The sequence below is a fragment of the Streptosporangium sp. NPDC050148 genome, from assembly GCF_055586505.1.
The window spans coordinates 125,892-143,917 of the sequence record NZ_JBVJIA010000020.1 but is presented as its reverse complement, the minus strand read 5'-3'; the positions used below and the strand labels follow the sequence as shown (position 1 = coordinate 143,917).

Here is an 18,026-nt window from a genome sequence, read left to right as displayed (position 1 = left end):
GATGTCACGGCGGGCATACGTGGTCGCTGGGCGGAGGAGACGACTCCGCGGCGGGCCGGGCCGGGAGGCTCGACCCGCCTGTGCAATGAATCGTACTTTGCGCGGATATTACGGATATATGTTTCAGGAACATATTTTTCAGTCAGGGCGGTGCGAGGTAAGGAGGCCCGGTCAGGGGAGGCGGCCGGAAACCCCGTCCCGGGACGTCCGGCCCGTCCGGCCCCGGAGATCCGGTCCTCGCGCCCGCCCGGGGTTCGTCGGCGGAGCGGGGTGAGGGTCCGTCCGTCACCCGCCGCGGGCGGCGGACGGTCCCTCATGTTTCAGACACGGCTCCTATGACGCGCGACCCCGCTCCCCTACGGCGCGCGGACGAGGGTGAAGTCGTCCACGTCGAAGTCCGCCCCGGTGAAGACCAGGTAGAGCCGGGCGGTGCCGGAGGGGACCCCGCTGAGCGCGGTGGAGACGTCGGTGTAGGTCTCCCACCCGGCGGTCGCCGGCACGGTGACGCTGCCGAGCAGCGGACCGGTGGGCGAGCCGGTACGGATCTGGAAACCGCCGGTCGGGGTGGGTGAGGCGACCCTGGCCCGGAAGCCGGTGACGCCGGTCAGGTTCACCCCGTCGTAGGCGGCCCAGTCGCCGGGGTTGACGTAGCCGAGCACGGTGCCGCCGTGCGCGGGGGTGTGCGGATAGGTCTGCACGCCGCTGGCCTGCGACCAGTTCTCCGCCTGGACGGTCGTGTCACCCCCGGCCGAACCGAGCTCCTTGATCCTGATGTTGCGGAAGGAGACGTCGTCCCCGGCGCCGTGGTTCTGGATGCCCACGTGCCCCTGCTGGAGCGAGCGGGCCGGATCGGTGTTGGTGAAGTCGTTGATCTTCACGCCGTTGAGGAAGACCTGCAGCCTCTCCCCCTCGACCAGCAGCTCGTAGGTGTTCCACCGTCCCGGCGGGTTGAGCGCGGCGTCCCTGGCCGCCACGTCGGCGGACTTGAAGCCGTAGACCGAACCGGTGGTCCTGTCGGCGGTGTCGGTGGCGTCGATCTGGATCTCGTAGCCGTTCGCGACCGCCGAGTTGGGGTCGGTGGAGGCGGGGAAGCCGATGAAGACGCCGGAGTTGTCGTCCCCGGCCATCCTCCAGTCCAGCTTCAGCGAGTAGGAGCGGTACTCCTTCGCCCTGTACCAGAACAGGCCCATACCGCCCTGCGAGGTCAGGGTGGCGTCGGCGTTGGCGAAGCTCCCCGGCCCGGCCTGCTCCCAGCCGGTGACCGAACCGTCGTAGATCGGCGTGTAGCCGTTCTCCGCGCGGCAGTCGGCCTTGGCCTTGCCGGTGGCGTACTCGATCCCGCCCAGCAGGTGCTGCCGGAACGCGGGCTCGGCGAAGGAGGCGGCGGTGTGCCCGCCGCCGGTGTAGAAGGACCGTCCTCCGTCGAACGCCTTGCACCAGGCGATGGGGTGGTCGGCGCCCATGCCGCCGCCCGAGTAGGTGGACTCGTCCAGGGTCGCCAGCACGCGGGCTCCGGTGCGGGCGTTGGTGCGGTAGTCGTACCACTCGTCGGTACGGGTCCAGGTGGGGCCGAGGTGGGCGGTGGACGGGTGGGCCCGGTCCTGCACCTTGACGGTGGCCTGCTGGACCGCGGGGTGGGAGGCGAACCAGGCGCCGACCAGGTTGCCGTACCAGGGCCAGTCGTACTCGGTGTCGGAGGCCGCGTGGATGCCGGCGTAGCCGCCGCCGGCCCTGATGTAGGACTCGAAGGCGGCCTGCTGGGCGGCGTTGAGCACGTCCCCGGTGGTGCTGAGGAAGACGACGGCCTTGTACTTCGCCAGGTTGGCCGTGGTGAAGGCCGTCGGGTCCTCGGTGGCGGTGACGGTGAAGCCCAGATCCCTGATGGCCTGGATGCCCGCGGGGATCGAGTCGTGCCTGAAGCCCACCGTACGGGAGAAGACGAGGACGTCCCCGCTGCCCGTCCCGGGGCCGGGATCCGGGCCGGGGCCGGGGCCCGTCCCGCCGGGCAGCGTCCAGTTCTGCGCGGCGCTTCCGTTGCAGGTCCTGATGACGAGTTGCGCGGCGTCGGTGCCGTCGAGGCACTTGCCGAGCGCCCTGAGGGTGGAGCCCTCCCTGGCCCAGTTCTGCGCACCGGTGTCGTTGCAGGTGTAGATCTGCACCCTGGTGCCGTCGGTGGCGACGCCGCCCGCGACGTCCATGCACTTGCCGAGCGCCCTGAGGGTGGAGCCCTCCCTGGCCCAGTTCTGCGCACCGGTGTCGTTGCAGGTGTACAGCTGTACCTTGGTGCCGTCGGTGCTCAGGCCGCCCGCGACGTCGACGCACCTGCCGTCGGCGCCGGTGATCCGCCCTGCGGCCGGTCCGGTGGTGCCCCCTCCGGTGAGGGTGAAGTCGTCCACGTCGAACAGCGCTCCCGCGCCGCCGGTGAAGACCAGCGTGAGGTCGGTCGGCCCGGCCGGTGCCCCGGCCAGCGGTGCCGAGACGTTCACGAAGGTCTCCCAGCCGCCGGTCGGCGCCACGGTCGCCGTACCCAGGAGGGTGCCGGTCGCCGAGCCCGCGCGGACCTGGATGGAGCCTCCGGCGCCCGCCGAGGAGACCCTCGCGTCGATCCTCGTGGTCCCGGCCAGGTCGTAGCCCTTGAAGGAGATCCAGTCGCCGTTGTGGACGTCGCCCACGGTCCTGCCGCCGTGCGCGGCCGTCTTGGTGATGGGCGAGACGCCGGACATGGTCGCGTAGTGCTCGGCCTGGCGCTTCCTGGGCTGCAGGACGTGCTGGGTGTGGGTGGTCAGGCCGCCCCGGTCGGTGTACTCGGCGTCGAAGACCGCGAAGATGTTGGCCGCGTCGTCGTGCTCCCCGTCGGCCGGGATGGTCAGCTCGCCCGAGCAGCCGTTCTTGGAGGTGATCTGGTGGCCGTGGGTGTCGTGGCCCAGCACGTAGGTCATCTTGACCTTCGCGCAGTCGACGGTGCCGTCCTCGGGGTCGGTCACCTTGACGGTGAACGGCACGGTGTCGCCCCACTGGAACAGCTGGCCCCGGCGTGGCCTCTCGATGACGACGGTGGGCGCGGTGTTGCCGACCGTGATGGGCACGCTCGCGGTGCCGGTGGCGCCCTGGGGGTCGCGCACGGTGAGCGTGGCGGTGTAGTCACCGTCGGCCGTGTACGTCTTGACGGGGTTGGCGGCGGTGGAGGTGGTGCCGTCGCCGAAGGCCCAGGAGTAGGTGATGGCCTGCCCGTCGGGGTCGGCGGAACCGGCCGAGGAGAAGGTGACGGTCAGCGGGCTCTTGCCCGAGCTCCTGTCGGCCTTGGCCACCGCGACGGGTGCGCGGTTCACGCCCTTGATGTACTCGACGCGGTAGAGCGCGGAGTTGGCGTCGCCGCCGAAGTAGCCGGAGCCGTAGTCGAGCACGTAGAGCGCGCCGTCGGGGCCGAAGGCCAGGTCCATCACCTGGGTGCCGGTCCACGGGAAGCCCGCGATGGCGCCGCGTGAGCCGTCGGCGCCCACCTCGATCGCCTTGATCCACCTGCGGCCGAACTCACCGGCGAAGAAGTGGCCGTCGAGCTCCCGGGGGAACTTGACGGTGGAGTTCAGCGCGGCGTCGTAGCGGTAGACGGGGCCGCCCATGGGCGACTCGGAGCCGCCGCCGAACTCCGGCGGGGAACCGGCGTCGCCGCCGTACCTGATCCAGGCGGGCTTGGCGGGCGGCAGCTTCGACAGGCCGGTGTTGCGGAAGGAGTTGTTGACCGGGCCACCGGCGGCACAGTCGTACTTCGCACCCGCGGGGCCCGAGGGGAAGGTGTACTCGCCGTAGGTCTCGGCCAGGGTGTTGGTCCCGGTGCAGTACGGCCACCCGTAGTTGCCCGGCCCGGTCACCCGGTTGAACTCGACCTGGCCGCTGGGCCCGCGGGCGGCGTCGGTGCTGCCCGCGTCGGGGCCGTAGTCGCCGACGTAGACGACGCCGGTGGCCTTGTCGACGCTGAGCCGGAACGGGTTGCGGAAGCCCATCGCGTAGATCTCGGGCCGGGTGCCCGCCGTGCCGGGCGCGAACAGGTTGCCCGAGGGGACGGTGTAGGCGCCGGTGGCCGGGTCCACCTTGATGCGCAGGATCTTGCCGCGCAGGTCGTTGGTGTTGGCGGAGGTGCGCTGGGCGTCGTAGACGGGGTTGCGGGCGGTGCGCTCGTCGATGGGCGCGTACCCGGCCGAGTCGAAGGGGTTGGTGTCGTCGCCGGTGGACAGGTAGAGGTTGCCCTGGGCGTCGAAGTCCATGTCGCCGCCGACGTGGCAGCACATGCCGCGGTCGGCCGCCACCTCCAGCACCGTTCTCTCGCTCGCGACATCGAGCGTCCAGTCGGCCTTGACGGTGAAGCGCGACAGCCGGTTGACGCCCTTCCACGCCGTCCAGTCGGTGCCGGTGGCCGGGGCGTCACCCGCCGGGGTGCTCAGCTTCGGCGCGTAGTACAGGTAGATCGTCCTGTTCGTGGCGAACCCGGGGTCGGCGGCGACGCCCTGCAGACCCTCCTCGTCGTGGGTGTAGACGGGCAGCGTGCCGACGACGGTCGTCGCTCCGGTCGCGCTGGTACGGCGCAGGTTGCCGTCACGCGCCGTGTGCAGCACCGAGCGGTCGGGCAGCACGGCCATGGTCATGGGCTCGCCCATCTCGGCGGCGCCCTTGGCCAGTTCCACCCGCTGGTAGTCGGCCGGGTCGATCACCGCGACCGCCTGCGCGGGCAGGGGCGCGCTGAGCACGGCCGCTCCGGTGAAGGCCAGGATCACGGCGCAGAGCTGCGCGATCCTCCGGCGAGGGTGGGTTGATCTCCGCCTGGGGGGCATGGCGGGTATCCCTTCGGTTGGTGGAGCAACACGTCCCGGCACGGAACGGGACGTATGTCACGTATGTTTCGCGACGGTAGATCGGACTTATGTCGACTGTCAATAAAAGTCCGGTCATCAAATACATAGCTAGCCAGACAGAAACCCTCACATGTCATGCAAAGCAAAGAAACCGCCTGACAGGGGGCGTAATGACCCGACCGGCTCGCCGTCCCGGTCGTCGCCGAGGGGCGTGACGCGTTCTGAAAAAGGGACAGGCGACGGAAGGCCGCCAAGACACGTAAAAGCCGTCGAATAGGACGAATGATGATAAACCGGCGAATCAGCGCGTCGAGTGGCTTCCTCGTGCGGGGCACCGGCGTCGGCGGCTCCGGTGGAAACGAGCGGCCGGTCGGACGGGATATGTTTCTCACTCGTCGAACACGAAGAGGACGACGATGAAGTTCGCGCTGCTGCTGTTCGATCCCGAGAACCACGGGGACTCGATCTCGCAGGAAGAGACGGGAGCGGCACTGGCCGAGCATGAGGCATTCGCCCGGTACCTGCGGGAACGGGGCACCGCGTTCTCAGGAGAGGCCCTTGAACCGGCGAAGGAGGCCAGGTCGCTCCGCCCGTCGGGGCGGAAACCGGTCGTGGCCGACGGGCCGTTCGTGCCCCTGAGACAGGAGCCGGCGGGTCACCACCTCATAGGATGCGCGGACCTGGACGAGGCCGAGGAGATCGCACGTCACTGCCCCTTGGGAGCGGGCATCGAGATCCGCCCCGTCCGGGAGTCACCCTCCTGACCCGGCCGGGGCCGGCCGGAGCCCTCGGATTCCGGGACGCTTGAATCTCCTGGACCGGGACGCCTCACCCTTCCGCATGACGATGGGAGTGAGTCGACGGTCAGGCGGGTTCGCTGCTCAGGTGGCGCCGTCCGGGGTCGTCCCGGGTTTCGCGTGGAGGATCTCGCGGGCCTGGTCCGCGGCGCGGGCGATGCTCTCGGAGACGAAGTCGACGAAGCGGGCGATGTTCTCCAGGCGGGCGGCGGCCGGGGTGCCGGGACCGAGGATGCCGACGCCCTGCCGGGCGACCTCGCCGAGGTGGGCGGTGGCGCGGGCACTGGCCATCGTCGACTGGTACAGGACGTCGTCGTCGACGATGTAGCGCTCGCGGCGGCGTTCGTCGCGTTCCCGGCGGATGAGGCCCTGGCTCTCGAGGAACGTGATCGCCTTGGAGACGGACGCCAGGCTGATCTGGAGGCGCCCGGCGAGCTCGGAGGCGGTGAGGCTGCCGGTGTCGGTGGCGTAGAGGCTGCTCAGCACCCGGGCCGTCATCTTGGGCAGGCCCGACTGCATGAAGACGGTGGCGAACACCTCCTCGTACTCCCGCACGGCCTCGTTGTCGCGTCCGTGGCCTTCCGGGGACGCGCCCGGGTCCCGGGGGGCGGTGCGCCTGCGGCGGTGGCTGCGGTGTTCGGTGGCGCGGTGGGCCAGGTCGGCACGGTAGGCGGTGGGGCCGCCGTTGCGCATCACCTCACGCGTGATCGTCGAGGTCGGACGGTCGAGACCTCTGGCGATCTCCGCGTAGGCCAGACCGTCGGCCAGTCCCAGCGCGATCTGCTGGCGGTCCTGCTGGGTGAGTCTGCCTCCCGGCATCGCGGTCTCCTTCGTGGTCCGTGGTGTCCCCACCATAGCGTTCATCCTTCCCCTATTGCAACGAGCAGGATGACGGCTATTGCATTAGATGCATACCCATTGCAACATTTTCATGTTGTCGAACTGGACTTACGCCTCTCATACGCAACTCGCATGTTGCCGTATCCAGAAATGCAACGTAGTGTTTCACTCATCAGAAACAACGAGCCGAAGGACGGCACCATGCAGAAGTTCGACACCCCCACCCCCGTGACCGCCGTCCTGGACATCCCCGCCGGCCGCATCCACCTCATCGCCGCCGACCGCACCGACACCGCCGTCGAGGTCCGGCCCGCCGACACCACCAAGAACCGCGACGTCAAGGCGGCCCAGCAGACCGAGATCACCTACAACGACGGCGTCCTGCACATCACCGCACCGCAGGCCAAGAACCAGCTCCTCGGCGCCTCCGGAGCCGTCGAGGTCACCGTCCAGCTGCCCGCCGGCTCCCACATCAAGGCCACGGCCGCCAGCGCCGAACTGCGAGGCGTCGGACGACTCGGCGAGGTCACCTTCGACAGCGCCCACGGCTCGGCCAAACTCGACGAGACCACCGCCGCCCGCCTCACCCTGCAGTCCGGCGACCTCACCGTCGACCGCCTGAACGGCCCCGCCCACATCAGCACCCACAAGGGCGACCTGCACATCACCGAGGCCACCCGCGGCACCCTCACCCTGCGCACCGACTCCGGCGACATCCACATCGGCGCCACCCGCGGGGCCTCCGCCACCCTCGACGCCGGCACCACCTACGGCCGCATCCACAACGCCCTCACCAACACCGGCACCGGCGGCACCGGCAGTGCCGACGGCGCCGACCTGACCATCCACGCCACCACCTCCCACGGCGACATCACCGCCCGCAGCCTGTGAGAACCCCGGGTGCGACGCCCCGGCCCGTTCACCCGGGCCGAGACGACCCGGGCGAGGCCCTCCGGAAGACGACCCGAGGACTCGTCGAACCGGCCGCGCGGCTCACGACGCGCCGGGCACGCCGGGAAGGGCGCCGGTGAGGGCCCACCGGCTCCCGGCGCCGGGACCCCGTGCCGGGACCGTGCCGGGACCGCGTCGGAACCGCGCCGGGTTCCGGCTCGCACGTCCGCCGGGCCCGTCGTGAGGGCCGTCCGGGTCAGGCCGGGTGCGGTGACCGGTGACGGCGGGCCGTGACGATCCAGGCACGCGAGTCGAAGTACACACCGTTGCCGGTGTCGTGGGCGGCGAGGGTGGCGCGCAGCCGCGTGCGCGCCTGCTCGGCCGTCGCGGTGTCGAGGCCGGCGAGCAGGTCCCCGTACTCCCTGAGGCGGAGCACGTTGTCGAAGGCGGTGGCGGTGTCCGGGCCGTAGAAGACGGGCTCGTGCACGTCGGTGAAGCCGATCCGCGTGAAGCCCGCCGCCGTCAGGACGCCTCGCGTGACGGCCGGATCGGCGAGCGAGAACGGGCCCGGCCCCCCGGTGGGCGGGGCGGGTGCGGCCGTCGCCGCGGTGAGGCTCCGCCGGATCGCGGAGGCCCATTCGTTGCGGTCGCGCCCCTGCCAGACCAGCAGCACGAGGCGCGCCCCGGGGCGCAGGGCCCGGCCGATGTTGGTGTACGCGGCGATCGGGTCGGTGAAGAACATCGCCCCGAACCTGCTGATGCACAGGTCGAAGTGCGCCGGTGGGAAGCGGTGGACCTGGGCGTCCGCCCGCCGGTGCGTGATGTTGGTCAGTCCCTCGTCGTCACTGAGCCGGCGGGCCCGTTCGAGCATCGGTGCGGAGAGGTCGACGCCCACCACGCTTCCGGTGGCGGCGGCGCGGGCGGCCTCGCGGGTGGACTGCCCCGTACCACAGCCGATGTCGAGCACACGGTCGCGCGGGCCGACGCGGGCGGCGGCGCGGAAGAGCTCGTTGTGCAGGCGCAGCTCGGCGTCGTAGTCGAACAGGCCGGCCTGCCCGGTGAGGGGGCGGGGGCTTCGGGCTCCTGCCGACCCGTCGGCGGTCACTGTCATGCGGACCACGTTAGGAGCCGTCCTCCATCGCGAAAAGCGATTACTTCCGATCAACTTGATCGCCATGAGAAATGATCGGGAAGAGGAAGGCGGCCGGGGGCATCAGTCGGCCAGCGCGAAGCCGGCCGCCGCCTCCGCGTGCAGCCGGGCGCTCGGCAGCAGCGGGACGGCGGTGTCCTTCTCGGTGATCAGGAGCTCGATCTCCGTGCAGCCGAGGACGACGCCTTCGGCCCCGTCGGCCGCGAGCTCGGCGATGATCCGGGCGTACGCGTCCCTGGAGGACTCCCGGAGCACCCCGCGCACCAGCTCGTCGAAGATCACGCGGTGGACCCGTTCCCGCTGCTCGCGCCGGGGGACGACCACGTCGAAGCCGTGGGCCGCCAGCCGGTCCCGGTAGAAGGACTGCTCCATGGTGAAGCGGGTGCCCAGCAGGCCGACCCTGCGCATCCCCCTGGCGCGGACCTCTGCGCCCACGGCGTCGGCGATGTGCAGCACGGGCACGTTCGCGGCCCGCGCCACGTCGTCGCTCACCCGGCTGAAGGTGTTGCTGCAGACGAGCAGGACCTCGGCGCCGAGATCCTCCAGTTTCCTGCCGGCGTCGGCCAGCAGCGTGCTCACCTCGTCCCAGCGGCCGGCGAAGATGAGGTCCTCGACGGTCGTGTAGTCGACCGACCAGATGAGGCTGTTGGCGGAGTGGCTGCCGCCGAGCCGTTCTCGTACCCGCTGGTTGATGATCTGGTAGTAGACCACCGTCGATTCCCAGCTCAACCCGCCGATGAGACCGATGGTGCGCATGGAACCCCGTTTCGATGACGTGTGACGGTGCCGGTGATGGTGACGGTGCCGCCAGCGGTGCGGCCTGGCACGGCCGGGTGGTGCGCCGGCATGGAAGTGCGGTGCGGCCGGGCGGTGCAGCCGGGCGGTGCGGCCTGGGTGCGGCCGGGCGGTGCGCCGGCGTGGACGTGCCCGATCCGCCCGGTCCTTCGGTGACGGGCGCGCCGGCGGTCAGCCGCGGGCCAGCGCGCGGGCGCAGGCGCCGAGCCCGATCTCGCTGGAGGCCTTGACGAACACCACGTCTCCCGGTTCGAGAAGCGCGGTGGCCAGCGCGAGGGCGTCGGCCACGTCCTGGACGGTGTGGACGGCCACGTCCCGGTCCGAGGACCGCGCCGCCTCCGCCGTCGCGAGCGGGTCCCCCGCTCCGACCGCGATCAGCACGTCGAAGCCGAGGTCGGCGACGAGCCGGCCGATCTCCGCGTGCCGGGCGCGGGAGGCCTCCGCCTGCTGCCCCATCGCGCCGAGCACGGCGACGGTACGGCGGGTCCCGGCCAGGGCCTTCACGGCCCGCAGCCCGGCCCGCATGGATTCGGGGCTGGCGTTGTAGGCGTCGTCGACGACCGTGACGCCGTCGGGCCGTTCGACGATCTCCAGGCGGCCGGCGGAGCGGCGCCGTGCCGCGGTCAGCCCGTCGGCGATCTCGGTGACGCCCAGGCCGAGCGCGGTGGCGACGGCGGCCGCGGCCAGGGCGTTGCCCACCTGGTGCTCGCCGATGAGGTCCAGCTCGACCGGGGCGCGGCCGGAGGGCGTCACCAGCTCGAACGCGGGTCGCGCGCGGCCGGTCGTGCGCACGGCCTCGGCCCGCACCTGCGCCCGCGCCGACCGGCCGAACGACAGGATCCGGGCCCCGGTACGGCCGGCCATGCCCATGACGTACGGGTCGTCGGCGTTGAGCAGCGCGAACCCGTCCGCCGGGAGTGCCTCGACCAGCTCGCCCTTGGCCTCGGCCACGTCGGCCGGTCCGGTTCCCATGCGCTCCACGTGGGCGGTGCCGACGTTGAGGACCAGCCCGACCCGGGGCGGTGCGATCCCGGTCAGGTACGTCAGGTCGCCCTTGCGGCCCGCGCCCATCTCCAGCACCAGGTACCGGGTGGCGGCGTCGGCACGCAGCACGGTGAGCGGCAGCCCGAGCTCGTTGTTGAACGACCTGTCGGTGGCGACCGTCGCGGCGTGCCGTTCGAGCACCTGGGCCAGCAGGTCCTTGGTCGTGGTCTTGCCCACGGAGCCGGTCAGGCCGATCACGGTCGGGCCGATGTGCTCCAGCAGGTGCCCGGCCAGCAGGCCGATCGCGAGCCGGACGTCCTCGACCACCAGGGCGGGCACGCCGACGGGCCTCGACGCCAGCACGGCCACGGCGCCGCCCGCGACGGCACCGGCCGCGTGGTCGTGTCCGTCGGCGCGGGCGCCCGCCGTCGCGACGAACAGGCCGCCGGGCACCACCTCGCGGGAGTCGGCCGCCGCGGGCGCCGTCACCTGCGCCCGCGGGTCGGGCACGTCGTGCAGGCGCGCGCCGACGACCCGCGCGATCCTCTCCAGCGTCATGGGGATCATGAGCCGCTCCTGGCGAACGCGAGGTCGACGAGACGGCGCAGCAGGTCCGGGTACGGAACACCGCTGGCGGCCCACGCCCTGGCGTAGACGGAACGGGAGGTGAAGCCGGGCATGGTGTTGATCTCCAGCACGTACAGGCGCCCCGTGTCCTGCTCGTAGAGGAAGTCGACGCGGGACAGGCCGTAGCCACCGACCGCCCGGAAGGCGCGCAGGGTCAGCTCGCGCACGTCCTCGGCCACCCGTTCCGGCAGCGCCGCGGGGATGGTGGCGATCTCGGCCGGGCTGAGGTACTTGGCCTCGTAGTCGAGCCAGTCGCCGGGCACGATGAGCTCGCCGGGCACCGAGGCGTCCGGGGTGTCATGGTCGCCGAGCACGCCGCAGACGAGTTCGCGCGCGGTCACGCCCTGCTCGACGACGACCATCCGGTCGTAACCCAGTGCCAGGTCCACGCCCGCGCGCAGCTCCTCCATGGAGGTGACACGTGAGATGCCGATGGAGGAGCCCATGCCGGCCGGTTTGACGTACATCGGCCAGTCGAGCGACTTCACCAGCCCCCAGGGGTCGGTGGTGGTGCGCCACTCGTACTCGGTGAACCACACGTGCGGGGTGATCGGGATGTCCTCCGCCAGGAACGCGCGCCGCATCGCGACCTTGTTCATGGCCACGGCGGAGGCCATGACGCCGCAGCCCACGTACGGGATGCCCAGCGTCTCCAGGTGACCCTGGACGACGCCGTCCTCGCCGAACGGCCCGTGCAGCACGGGGAAGACCACGTCCGCCAGATCGCGCCGCAGTTCCACCGGCCACCTGCCCTGCCGGTCGATGATGACGGCGACGGGCTCGTACAGATCCCTGGGCAGGGCGTTGAGCACGGCCTGCGCCGACTGGAGCGACACCTCATGCTCCGCGGACGGCCCGCCCGCCAGCACGGCCACGCGCACGCGTTCGGTCACGATCGATCAGCCTTCCTCGGTGGTACGAGACAGCCGGCCCCCTCCGGGAAGGGGCGCCGGTCGACTCCGTCCACTGTGGGGCGGCCGTGTCCCCGCCTCGTCAGCGCCGTGTCATGGTCGTGTCACGGCCGTACCGGCCGGATCACCGGTGCCGCTCTCCCCTGGTGTCGGCCGGGGGCACCAGCCCGCACTCGTAGCCGAGGATGACCGCCTGAACCCGGTCGCGCAGCTGCAGCTTGGCGAAGATGCGGCCGATGTGGGTCCGTACGGTGCCGGCCGACAGATGCAGCTCCGCCGCGATCTCACCGTTGGTGCGGCCCCGCGCGATGAGGGTCAGCACCTCCCGCTCGCGCCGGGTGAGCACGGCGAGCCGGTCGGGCACGGGAGAGGCCGCGGGCCGCGGCTCCGGCTCGGCGCGGTCGAGATAGTGGGCGATGAGCCGGCGCGTCACGCTGGGAGCGGTGACCGCCTCGCCGGAGGCGACGGCCCGGACGGCGGACAACAGGTCCTCGGCGAGGGCGTCCTTGAGCAGGAAACCGCTGGCACCGGCGCGCAGGGCCTCGTAGACGTACTCGTCGAGGTCGAACGTGGTGAGGATGAGAATCCTCGGCCGGACCGCGGTGGAACGGCCGCCGTCGAGCGCCCGGATGCGCCGGGTGGCCTCGATGCCGTCCGTGCCGGGCATGCGGACGTCCATCAGCACGACGTCGGGGCCGGTGCGTTCCACCACGGCGACACCGCTGTCGCCGTCCGCCGCCTCGCCGACCACGACGATGTCGTCCGCCTGGTCGAGGATCAGCCGGAACGCGGTGCGCAGCAGCGCCTGGTCGTCCACGAGCACCACCCGCACGACGCGGGGGGACGTCCCACCGGCCGCGTCCGTCCCAGGGCCACTCCCCGCGGCGGAACCGGCGGAACCTCCGGACGCCCCGGGACCACCCGTCGCCGTGAAGGCGCCCGTCCGCCCGCGAACGCCCGGGGCCGTCCCCTCGGAGCCGGTCACGCCCGATCTCCCGCCGGCTCCGCTGTCTCCACCGTCTCCGCCGTCTCCCCTGTCTCCAGCGGCGTCTTCGCTGTCTGCACCGGGCCGGTCGGGTGGCCGCCGACGGGCAGCCGCGCCCGGACGCGGAACCCGCGCGCGCCGGCCGGCCCGGTCTCCAGGTGCCCGCCGAGGAGGTGGACCCGCTCGGCGATGCCGCGCAGCCCGTTGCCCTCGCCGTCGTCCGTCCCGTCGGCCGGACCGGCTCCGTCGTCGGTGACCTCCACCTCCACGCCGTCGTCGCCGAACCGGACGCGGACCACGGCCCCGGCGCCCGGACCGGCGTGTTTCACGGTGTTGGTCAATACCTCCTGCACGATGCGGTAGACCGACATGTCCAGCAGCGCCGGCAGCACCCGAGGGGTGCCCGCCATGTCGAACCGCACCGGGATCCCGGCCGTCCGCACGCGGTCGACCAGGGCCGGCAGCTCGCCGATCCCGGGCCGGGGGGCGTGGTCACGCTCCTCCCCGGCGTCGCCGCGCAGCACGCCGAGCAGCTGGCGCAGCTCGGCCAGCGACGCGCGGCCGACGGTCACCACCTCCCGCATCGCCCCGGCACTCAGCTCGGGGTGGCGCTGCTGCACGGCCACCGCGGCCTGGGCCTGCGCCACGATCACCGCGAGGCTGTGCGCGAGGACGTCGTGCATCTCGCGCGCGATCCTGGCACGTTCGGCCGCGGTCGCCAGCGCGACGCGCTGCCGCTGCTCCCGCCGCAGGTCCTCGGCGTGCCTGCCCAGCACCTCCAGCCGCTCCTGCCGGTCGCGCACCCCGATCCCCCACGCGTACGCGAGCGCGAGCACCATCGCCGTCCCGATCGCGTTGGCGGCGGCCACGCCCAGCACGTCGGGGAGACCTGGCCCGGCCGCGGCGCCCCGTACGAGGTCGGCCTTGGTGGCCATCCCGGGGAAGGCCAGCCACCCGCCACGCACCGGTGGCCGCCACACCGCCCACAGGCTCGCCGCGTACGTGACGACGAGCAGGACGCCGAAGGCCGCCCGCCCGCCGCGACGGCCGCGCGGGCTCGCGACGAGCCCGTACAGGGCCCAGGGCACGACGAGGTCGATCGGCTGCAACGGCACGTACGGATCCAGCTGGTGCGCCACGCCGCCGACGGCGGCCAGCACCACCGCGACGAGCGGGCAGAGGCGCCGGGCCGGCACCGCGGCGACCAGCAGCAGCGTGGCAGCCCACCACCACCACACCGACGGCGTGACGGTCTCACCGGTGCCGGGCCACGCGGCCGACGCGGCCGAGAGCAGGACGAGCGGCAGCACGAGGCCGGCGTCGCGCGCCACCGCCCACCGGCCGGGTGGGACGTGGCCGAGGACACGGGCGGAGCCGGGCATACGCCCATCGTAGGCAGCCGCCCCTCGCCCGGCATCGGACCCGGCTCGTACACCGCCTCCCCCTGCGGTCGTACGGCCGCGACGCCGAGACCGGATCATGCTCCGACGACGTCCCTCCGCCCGGCCGCGACCCTGGACCCATGACAAGACTCCTTCGGATCGTGGCCACCGTCACGCTCCTGATCGGCCCGGCCGCGTGCGGCCCGGGCGGCGGGGAACCCGGCGGGCGGACGAGCGACACGGACCTGCAGGCGCTCGGCAGGGAACTCTCGAAGTGCGTACGGGACAACGGGGTGCCGGAGTTCCCCGACCCGACCGTCCGCGACGGCGACCTGGTGATGCCCCAGGACCAGCCGGCCGACGCGGTGGACGACGCCATGGCGGCATGCCGGAGCATCGTCGACCGCATCCCCCGGCGGCCGGGCGGGGAGGGATCCGGCGCGCGCGACGTGCCCCGGCTGCGCACGTTCGCGCGGTGCCTGCGCGAGAACGGCGTGCCGGACTGGCCGGACCCCAGGCCCGACGGCAGTTTCCCGGTTCTCGGCACCCCGCTGGACGGCAAGACCCCGGAGCTTCAGCGGGCCCTGGCGGCGTGCCGGAAGCACTGGGACCGAAGCTGGAGCGTCTCGTGACACAGACGGATCTCCCCCGCCGTTCCGGCCCGTCCAGGCGGGCGGCGATCACGGTGATGGTGGTGGTCGTCGCCGGCGCCGCGACCGTCACCCTCTGGCGCGCCACCGCCCACCGCCCGGCTCCCGGCGACACGTCCCCTCAGGTGCGGACCGCGACGGCGGCCGTCACCCGCGGCACCGTCACCGAGCGGATCCGGATCGGCGGCACCCTGACCTTCGACGGCTCGTACACCGTCGTCCACCAGGGCGCCCCCGGCGTGCTGACCACGCTGCCCGCCCCGGGCGACGTCGTCGCACGCGGCGGACGCCTGTACTCGGTGGACGCGCGACCGGTGCGCCTGCTGTACGGCACGACACCGGCCTACCGGGATCTCGGACCGGCGACCACCGACGGTGCCGACGTCCGGCAGCTCGAACGCAACCTCGTCGCGCTGGGCATGGATCCCGGCCGGGACATCGTCGTCGACGCGCGCTTCACCTGGGCGACGAGCGCGGCGGTGCGGCGCTGGCAGGCGTCCTGGGGGCTGCCCTCCTGGCGCCGCGACGGCCGGCTGGCCATGGGCGAGGTGGTGTTCCTGCCGGGCAGGCTGCGCGTACGGCAGGTGCGCGCCACGCCGGCGAGCACCGTCAGGCCGGACACGCCCGTGCTGGGGGCGACGTCGACGCGACTGGTGATCACCGCGCGGATCGGCGCCGACCGCCGGCGGCTGGTGCGGGCCCGCGACAGGGTCCACGTCTCCATGACCGGTGCGGAACCGCTGCGGGGAACCGTGCTGCGGATCGGACGGGTCGCCACGGCCGCACCGCGGAACGACCCCGCGCAGGGCGGTGAGGCAGCGGCGACGGTGACCGTCGTCATCGGCGTCAGGCCGCCGCGGGACGGCGCGGCGCTCGACCAGGCTCCGGTACGGCTGGGCATCACCACCGCGACCCGCGAGGACGTGCTGATGGTGCCGGTCACCGCGCTGCTCGCCCGCCCCGGCGGCGGATACCAGGTGCGCCTGGCGGACGGCCGGCTCACCGGGGTGGAGCCGGGACTGTTCGACGACTCCGCCGGCACGGTGGAGGTGACCGGCGCCCTGCGGCCCGGCGACCGGGTCGAGGTGCCGTCGCCATGACCGCCGTCCTCGACCTGCGCGCCGTCCGCAAGGTGTATCCCGGCACGCCGCCGGTGGAGTCGCTGCGCGGCGTCGACCTCACCGTCCACGGCGGCGAGCTGGTGGCCGTCATGGGCCCGTCCGGTTCCGGCAAGACGACTCTGCTGAACCTGGCCTCCGGGCTGGACCGCCCGACCAGCGGGTCGATCCGCATCACCGGCCAGGCGATCGAGCCGATGACCGATCGGCGGCTGTCCGGGCTGCGGGCGCACCGGCTCGGTGTCGTGTTCCAGCAGTTCCACCTGCTCGACCGGCTCACCGCGCTGGACAACGTCGCCACCGGCCTTCTGTACCGGGGCGTACCGGCCACCCGGCGCCGGGCCGCGGCCGCCGTCTCGCTGGCCCGTGTCGGCATGGCGCACCGGGCACACCACCTCGCCCGGCGGCTCTCCGGCGGCGAGCGGCAGCGGGTGGCCATCGCCCGGGCCCTGGTGGGACGTCCCTGCCTGCTGCTGGCCGACGAGCCCACCGGCAACCTGGACTCCGCCACCGGCGCGCAGATCCTCGCCCTGCTGCGCGAGCTGAACGACGACGGGACCACGATCGTGACCATCACCCACGACCACGGCGTCGCGGACGCCATGCGCCGGCGTATCGACATGCGCGACGGCCGGATCGTGCGCGACTCCGCGAGCCGTCCGTGACCGGGCCGGACGAGCCCTCCGGGCCCTCCCGGACGCCCGCGGGCGCCGCGCCGCCGTCCCGGCTGCGCGCCGCGGACCTGCTGCCGGTGGCCGCCGTGGGACTGCGCACGCGGCGCATGCGTGCCGTTCTGTCCACGCTGGGCGTGGCCATCGGCATCGCGGCGGTGGTGTCGGTCCTGGGCATCACCCGGTCGAGCCAGGCCGACCTGCTCGCGCGCATCGACCGGCTGGGAACGAACCTGCTGACGGTGACCGACGGACGGTCCGCGAGCGGCCGCGAGGTGCCGCTGCCGGTGACGGCCGCGGCGACGATCAGGAGGACCGACGGTGTGCGGTCCGCCGCGCCGACCGCCGAACTGCCCGGGGTCCAGGTGTTCCGGTCGGACCGGATCCCGGCCACGCTGACCGGCGGGCTCTCGGTCCGGGTCGCCGATCCCTCGCTGCTGCCCACCCTGAACGCGAAGGTGGCGCACGGCACGTACCTCAGCCGGGCCACGAGCGCCTACCCCACCACGGTGCTGGGCCACGCCACCGCGCAGACGCTGGGGATCCGGGATCTCGCCGGCACCCCGCGGGTGTGGGTCCAGGACCGCTGGTTCACGGTGATCGGCATCCTGGAGCCGCTCGAGCTGGCGCCGGAGATCGACCTGTCGGCACTGATCGGCCCGGAGATCGCAGCGCAGGGTCTCCGGTACGGGGGACGGCCCAGCCGGGTGTACGTGCGGGCCGACGTGACACGGACGACGGAGGTCTCCGGGCTGCTGGGGCGGGCGACGAACCCGGAGAGTCCGAACGAGGTGGACGTCAGCCGGCCGTCCGACGCGCTGTCGGCCCGCCTGGAGGTCGCGGACGCGGGGACCTCGCTGTTCGTCGGACTGGGAGCGGTCGCGCTGCTGGTGGGCGGGATCGGCATCGCGAACGTCATGGTGATCGCCGTGCTGGAGCGGCGTACGGAGATCGGGCTGCGCCGGGCACTGGGCGCCGCGCGCGGCCATGTCGCGGTGCAGTTCCTGGTGGAGTCGCTGATGCTCGCGGTGGCCGGTGGCGTGTGCGGGGTGGTGATCGGGGCCGCGGTGACGTACGCGCTGGCGCTCCAGCGCGGGTGGCAGCCGCTGGTCCCCCCGGCGGCGGTGGGCGCGGCGCTGGTCACCGCGGTCGTCGTGGGCGCCGTGGCGGGACTGTACCCGGCGATGCGGGCGGCCCGCCTGTCCCCCACCGACGCGCTGCGCACGGCCTGACGGCGACGGCCGGTGGATCCCGGCCACGGGAGGACGGCACCGTGAACGGGGCCGTCCGCCGAGAGGACCGGATCGGGCCCGCCACGGTGTCGCGTCAGCGGTCGCGTCAGCGGTCGTGTCAGCGCCGCGACGGCCCGGTGTCAGGG

Annotated in this window: 14 protein-coding genes; 6 read left to right on the top strand and 8 right to left on the bottom strand. The window is 72.9% G+C overall.

The window, feature by feature from the left end; genetic code table 11:
- Positions 1 to 356: 356 nt before the first annotated feature.
- Positions 357 to 4,826, bottom strand: coding sequence for a ThuA domain-containing protein (locus ACZ6RT_RS23200; RefSeq protein WP_470156006.1), 4,470 nt, complete (start codon positions 4,824 to 4,826; stop codon positions 357 to 359).
- Positions 4,827 to 5,263: 437 nt separating this feature from the next.
- On the opposite strand from ACZ6RT_RS23200, the gene ACZ6RT_RS23195 reads away from it, so the two are divergent.
- Positions 5,264 to 5,611, top strand: coding sequence for a YciI family protein (locus tag ACZ6RT_RS23195; RefSeq protein ID WP_470156004.1), 348 nt, complete (start codon positions 5,264 to 5,266; stop codon positions 5,609 to 5,611).
- A 117-nt stretch (positions 5,612 to 5,728) separates the two neighbouring features.
- On the opposite strand, the gene ACZ6RT_RS23190 is transcribed toward ACZ6RT_RS23195, so the two are convergent.
- On the bottom strand, positions 5,729 to 6,463 hold the full coding sequence (locus ACZ6RT_RS23190; RefSeq protein WP_399191637.1) for a GbsR/MarR family transcriptional regulator: 735 nt from the start codon (positions 6,461 to 6,463) through the stop codon (positions 5,729 to 5,731).
- Positions 6,464 to 6,685: 222 nt separating this feature from the next.
- Here ACZ6RT_RS23190 and ACZ6RT_RS23185 point away from each other — a divergent pair, with 222 nt between their 5' ends.
- Positions 6,686 to 7,375 (top strand): DUF4097 family beta strand repeat-containing protein, encoded by a 690-nt coding sequence (locus tag ACZ6RT_RS23185; protein WP_470156002.1) that lies wholly within the window; start codon positions 6,686 to 6,688, stop codon positions 7,373 to 7,375.
- A 256-nt stretch (positions 7,376 to 7,631) separates the two neighbouring features.
- Here the strand turns inward: ACZ6RT_RS23185 and ACZ6RT_RS23180 are convergent, their stop codons facing one another.
- From ACZ6RT_RS23180 to ACZ6RT_RS23155, 6 genes are all read right to left on the bottom strand, one after another.
- On the bottom strand, positions 7,632 to 8,486 hold the full coding sequence (locus tag ACZ6RT_RS23180) for a class I SAM-dependent methyltransferase (protein WP_470156000.1): 855 nt from the start codon (positions 8,484 to 8,486) through the stop codon (positions 7,632 to 7,634).
- A 102-nt stretch (positions 8,487 to 8,588) separates the two neighbouring features.
- On the bottom strand, positions 8,589 to 9,281 hold the full coding sequence (locus ACZ6RT_RS23175) for an aspartate/glutamate racemase family protein (protein ID WP_399191643.1): 693 nt from the start codon (positions 9,279 to 9,281) through the stop codon (positions 8,589 to 8,591).
- A gap of 210 nt (positions 9,282 to 9,491) precedes the next feature.
- The gene (locus tag ACZ6RT_RS23170) at positions 9,492 to 10,871 is read right to left on the bottom strand and encodes a UDP-N-acetylmuramoyl-tripeptide--D-alanyl-D-alanine ligase (RefSeq protein ID WP_470155998.1); all 1,380 of its coding nucleotides are present in this window, start codon (positions 10,869 to 10,871) and stop codon (positions 9,492 to 9,494) included.
- Entirely contained in the window at positions 10,868 to 11,824 is a 957-nt protein-coding gene (locus ACZ6RT_RS23165; RefSeq protein WP_470155996.1) for a D-alanine--D-alanine ligase family protein, read from the bottom strand. Before ACZ6RT_RS23165 ends, ACZ6RT_RS23170 begins: the two co-directional genes overlap by 4 nt.
- A 142-nt stretch (positions 11,825 to 11,966) precedes the next feature.
- Complete coding sequence (locus tag ACZ6RT_RS23160; protein WP_470156048.1) at positions 11,967 to 12,668, bottom strand: response regulator; 702 nt, start codon at positions 12,666 to 12,668, stop codon at positions 11,967 to 11,969.
- 155 nt (positions 12,669 to 12,823) lie between these two features.
- Positions 12,824 to 14,209, bottom strand: coding sequence for a sensor histidine kinase (locus ACZ6RT_RS23155; RefSeq protein ID WP_470155995.1), 1,386 nt, complete (start codon positions 14,207 to 14,209; stop codon positions 12,824 to 12,826).
- Positions 14,210 to 14,349: 140 nt separating this feature from the next.
- Between ACZ6RT_RS23155 and ACZ6RT_RS23150 the strand changes: the two genes are divergently transcribed.
- From ACZ6RT_RS23150 to ACZ6RT_RS23135, 4 genes are read left to right on the top strand one after another with little or no spacing between them, the layout of a single operon-like run.
- On the top strand, positions 14,350 to 14,841 hold the full coding sequence (locus ACZ6RT_RS23150) for a hypothetical protein (RefSeq protein ID WP_470155993.1): 492 nt from the start codon (positions 14,350 to 14,352) through the stop codon (positions 14,839 to 14,841).
- A complete protein-coding gene (locus tag ACZ6RT_RS23145; RefSeq protein WP_470155991.1) occupies positions 14,838 to 15,959 on the top strand; it encodes a peptidoglycan-binding protein in 1,122 nt (373 codons plus the stop codon). The genes ACZ6RT_RS23150 and ACZ6RT_RS23145 overlap by 4 nt, the downstream gene beginning before the upstream one ends.
- Positions 15,956 to 16,642: an ABC transporter ATP-binding protein gene (locus tag ACZ6RT_RS23140; protein ID WP_470155989.1), complete on the top strand. Its 687-nt coding sequence runs from the start codon at positions 15,956 to 15,958 to the stop codon at positions 16,640 to 16,642. Before ACZ6RT_RS23145 ends, ACZ6RT_RS23140 begins: the two co-directional genes overlap by 4 nt.
- The gene (locus tag ACZ6RT_RS23135; RefSeq protein ID WP_470155987.1) at positions 16,639 to 17,880 is read left to right on the top strand and encodes an ABC transporter permease; all 1,242 of its coding nucleotides are present in this window, start codon (positions 16,639 to 16,641) and stop codon (positions 17,878 to 17,880) included. The genes ACZ6RT_RS23140 and ACZ6RT_RS23135 overlap by 4 nt, the downstream gene beginning before the upstream one ends.
- The last annotated feature ends 146 nt before the right edge of the window (positions 17,881 to 18,026 follow it).

Bases quoted from the DNA above. Each gene is read 5' to 3' on its own strand.
- ACZ6RT_RS23185 (WP_470156002.1), top strand. From the start codon at position 6,686: ATGCAGAAGTTCGACACCCCCACCCCCGTGACCGCCGTCCTGGACATC.
- ACZ6RT_RS23175 (WP_399191643.1), bottom strand. From the start codon at position 9,281: ATGCGCACCATCGGTCTCATCGGCGGGTTGAGCTGGGAATCGACGGTG.
- ACZ6RT_RS23140 (WP_470155989.1), top strand. From the start codon at position 15,956: ATGACCGCCGTCCTCGACCTGCGCGCCGTCCGCAAGGTGTATCCCGGC.
- ACZ6RT_RS23190 (WP_399191637.1), bottom strand. From the start codon at position 6,463: ATGCCGGGAGGCAGACTCACCCAGCAGGACCGCCAGCAGATCGCGCTG.
- ACZ6RT_RS23170 (WP_470155998.1), bottom strand. From the start codon at position 10,871: ATGATCCCCATGACGCTGGAGAGGATCGCGCGGGTCGTCGGCGCGCGC.
- ACZ6RT_RS23200 (WP_470156006.1), bottom strand. From the start codon at position 4,826: ATGCCCCCCAGGCGGAGATCAACCCACCCTCGCCGGAGGATCGCGCAG.
- ACZ6RT_RS23150 (WP_470155993.1), top strand. From the start codon at position 14,350: ATGACAAGACTCCTTCGGATCGTGGCCACCGTCACGCTCCTGATCGGC.
- ACZ6RT_RS23180 (WP_470156000.1), bottom strand. From the start codon at position 8,486: ATGACAGTGACCGCCGACGGGTCGGCAGGAGCCCGAAGCCCCCGCCCC.
- ACZ6RT_RS23195 (WP_470156004.1), top strand. From the start codon at position 5,264: ATGAAGTTCGCGCTGCTGCTGTTCGATCCCGAGAACCACGGGGACTCG.
- ACZ6RT_RS23155 (WP_470155995.1), bottom strand. From the start codon at position 14,209: ATGCCCGGCTCCGCCCGTGTCCTCGGCCACGTCCCACCCGGCCGGTGG.